We start from the raw sequence: 3,144 nt of genomic DNA on the forward strand, positions 1-3,144 counted from the left end.
CTGGGCCACGACGCCCACCTGCCGGCAGTCGACCCGCAACGTTTCACGCGGGCCTCGCTGGCGCAGCGCTTTCAGCAGCCGCCTGTCTGGCAACCCGATGTCGAGGTGGAGAAGTGGTACCGAGCGCCCAACCCGGTGCCGGCTTCCGTGCTGGTGCCCCTGGTCATGCGCGATGAGCCCAGCGTGCTGCTGACGCAGCGCACCTCGCACCTCAAGAAACACGCCGGGCAGATCAGTTTTCCCGGAGGCCGCAGTGAACCCACCGATCCGGATGTGGTGTCCACGGCTTTGCGCGAGGCACAGGAAGAAGTAGGGCTCGACCCAGGGCGCGTGGATGTGCTGGGCACCTTGCCCACCTACACCACGGGCACGGGCTTCGTGGTCACCCCCGTGGTGGGTTTGATCGTGCCGCAAGCCAGCGAGCGCGATCGCCTGATCCTGCAGGCTGACCCCAGCGAGGTGGACGAAATCTTCGAGGTGCCCTTGCACTTCCTGATGGACCCTCGCTATCACGAGCGGCGCGCCTTCGATGTGTCCGGCACGCGCCTGGAGTTCTTCTCCATGCCCTGGACCTCACACGCCAATGACAAGGAGTACTTCATCTGGGGCGCCACCGCCGCGATGTTGCGAAATTTATACCGCTTCCTGTCTGCCTGAAACTTGGCCCCCTTTACCGGCCTTTCCAGGGCAGGGCCGGGGCTATGATCTGCCCATGAGCTTTTTTGCCGTGCTCTTCGCCTTGCTGGCGGAGCAGCTCAAGCCTCTGTCGAACCTCAACCCCATCCATCATGGTCTGACTGGCTGGGTGCGTTGGGTCGGGCGCAATTTCGATGCGGGTGAAGACACGCATGCCCGTATCGTCTGGGCGGTCACGGTGGTGGCGCCAGCGGCGATGATCGCCGGGCTCTATGTGCTCACCAATCGCTACAGCACCGTGATGGCGCTGGGCCTGGATGTGGCGATCCTGTACCTGACCCTGGGATTCAGGCAGTTCAGCCACCATTTCACCGACATCCGCGATGCGCTGGAAGCCGGCCGTGAAGACCGCGCCCGCGAACTGCTGGCTCATTGGCAGAACCTGGATGCCAGCGAACTGCCTCGCACCGAGATCCTGCGCCACGTGCTGGAGTACTCGCTGCTGGCGGCGCACCGCCATGTATTTGGCGTGTTCTTCTGGTTTGTGGCGCTCTCGACCCTGGGGCTGGGCCCGGCTGGTGCCGTCCTGTACCGCATGGCCGAGTTCGCCAGCCGTTATTGGTCGTATCGCAGTCAGGTCACGGGCGTGTCTACCCATGACCGTCTGATGAGCCTGTCGCAGACCCTGTTCTCGCTGGTGGACCACGTGCCCGCCCGTCTGACGGCGTTCGGCTTTGCCGTGGTCGGCAACTTCGAGGATGCGGTCGATGCCTGGCGCCGCCACGCCGTGCTGTGGGTGCGCCCCAATGAAGGCACGATCCTGTCGGCGGCTTCGGGGGCACTGGGCGTGCGTCTGGGCGGCCAGGTGGCACCGGCGTCCGATGATGGCAAGGACGTCAGCCGTACCCTCACGCAAGGCGATGCGCCGGACGTGATCGAGGCGCAAGGCAGCACCACGGGTGCCGCGCCCCAGATGGCCCACCTGCGCAGCGTGGTCGGCCTGATCTGGCGCTCGGTCGTGTTGTGGATGCTGCTGCTGGCCTTGCTGTCACTGGCCAACCTCATCGGCTGAGCCAGTTCACCGGTCGCCGGGCTTCAACCAACCTTGGCGATCGTGCCTTGCGCCGTGGCGCACATCTTCTCGACGCCAGCCTCGTTCACGCAGAACACATCGCACCGGCAGGTGGCCGTGGTCTTGCCTGCATAGATGACGCTGGCGCGTGCGATCAGTTTGTGGCCCACGGCGGGGCGCAGGTAGTTGATCTTGTATTCGGCCGTCAGCACCGCAGGGCCGAGTTTCGCGCCGCCTGCGAAGGTCAGCGCGTTGTCAGCCAGGTAGCTCAACACGCCGCCATGGGCAAAGCCGTTTTGCTGCTTCAACTCATCCCGCAGAGGCAGGTGCAATTCAACCTGTTCGTCATTGAAGGCGGTGAGCTGCGTGCCCAGAAAAACGCTGAAGGGCTGCGAGGCCAGTATCTGCTGGCCCATGGCGAGCATGTCGATCATGGTCAGGCGGCCTTCACGTTCATGGTGATGCGTGCCGCGAAGACCTTCTTGCCGTCGGTATCGAACACGTCTACCGGCACGATCTGGTCACCCGCTTGCGTCCAGTCGATGCTGCTGCCATCGGCCACGGCGCGGATGTCGGTCTTGACCTTGGCCAGGTACTCCACGCTCATGCCCTTGGGGATCCAGCGATAGCCCTCGGGGATGGACGCATCGGTCATGGTGCCGGCCACCAGTTCGGCGGCGTTGCAAAGCGCGATGGCGTGCATGGTGCCCAGGTGGTTGGTGACCTCGCGGCGCAGGGGCACGGTGGCTTCGGCATAGCCGGGGCGCAGGGTGGTCATGCTGGGCTGGATGGTGCTGAAGTAGGGCGCGATCTGGCAGATCATGTTGGTGAACTGCTCGGCGCCAACGCTGTTGAACATGTTGAGAACTTGGCTCATGGGGGCTCCTCGGTGTCCTGTCGCGGACTTGTTGATGACAAACAGAATAGTATTCTGGAATAATATTCGGTGTCAAATACGGGTTCATGAAAGCCGCCATGGACGCACCCAGCCAGTCCGCCTCATCCAAAGTCAGTTCCCCATCTGCCAGCGCGGGCGCCAAGGCCGTGCTGGAGCGCGCCTACCCGGGCGCCAGGGCCCAGCTCAAGCGGCGCATGCTCGCGGGGGCGCTGGCCTGTTTCAACGAACACGGTATCGAGGCCACAACCATCGAGATGATCCTGGCGCGTTGTGAAGCCAGCGTGGGCAACCTGTACCACCACTTCGGCAGCAAGGAAGGCCTGGTGGCGGCACTGTTCTTCTGTGCCTTGCAGGATCAAGGCGATTTGATTGATGCCGAGCTGGCCAAGGCGCAGACAATGCGCGAAGGCGTGGCGGCGCTGGTCTACAGCTATGTGGACTGGATCAGTGCGCAGCCCGAGCTGGCGCGCTTCATGTTCCAGGCGCGCTCGGCGGTGTCCAAAGGGCCGCATGGGGCCGAGTTGCAGCAACGCAATCG

The 3,144-nt window shown here is 63.9% G+C and carries 5 protein-coding genes; 3 read left to right on the forward strand and 2 right to left on the reverse strand.

Annotated elements, in window-relative coordinates; genetic code table 11:
- Positions 1-657 (forward strand): CoA pyrophosphatase (locus VFW84_RS06805; RefSeq protein WP_329679690.1); only part of this gene is annotated, 657 nt, incomplete at its 5' end.
- Between the two features lie 55 nt (positions 658-712).
- Positions 713-1,708, forward strand: a complete 996-nt coding sequence (locus VFW84_RS06810) for a CobD/CbiB family protein (RefSeq protein WP_329679691.1) — start codon at positions 713-715, stop codon at positions 1,706-1,708.
- Positions 1,709-1,731: 23 nt separating this feature from the next.
- On the opposite strand, the gene VFW84_RS06815 is transcribed toward VFW84_RS06810, so the two are convergent.
- The gene (locus VFW84_RS06815) at positions 1,732-2,142 is read right to left on the reverse strand and encodes a PaaI family thioesterase (RefSeq protein WP_329679692.1); all 411 of its coding nucleotides are present in this window, start codon (positions 2,140-2,142) and stop codon (positions 1,732-1,734) included.
- Positions 2,143-2,144: 2 nt separating this feature from the next.
- Positions 2,145-2,585, reverse strand: coding sequence for a hotdog fold domain-containing protein (locus tag VFW84_RS06820; protein WP_329679693.1), 441 nt, complete (start codon positions 2,583-2,585; stop codon positions 2,145-2,147).
- A 98-nt stretch (positions 2,586-2,683) separates the two neighbouring features.
- Between VFW84_RS06820 and VFW84_RS06825 the strand changes: the two genes are divergently transcribed.
- Positions 2,684-3,144: helix-turn-helix domain-containing protein (locus VFW84_RS06825; protein ID WP_329679694.1), on the forward strand; the 461-nt coding region annotated here is incomplete at its 3' end.

Origin of the sequence: Aquabacterium sp. (genome assembly GCF_036279655.1) — a bacterium.
GTDB lineage: Bacteria > Pseudomonadota > Gammaproteobacteria > Burkholderiales > Burkholderiaceae_C > Aquabacterium.

Bases quoted from the DNA above. Each gene is read 5' to 3' on its own strand.
- VFW84_RS06820 (WP_329679693.1), bottom strand. From the start codon at position 2,585: ATGAGCCAAGTTCTCAACATGTTCAACAGCGTTGGCGCCGAGCAGTTC.
- VFW84_RS06810 (WP_329679691.1), top strand. From the start codon at position 713: ATGAGCTTTTTTGCCGTGCTCTTCGCCTTGCTGGCGGAGCAGCTCAAG.
- VFW84_RS06815 (WP_329679692.1), bottom strand. From the start codon at position 2,142: ATGATCGACATGCTCGCCATGGGCCAGCAGATACTGGCCTCGCAGCCC.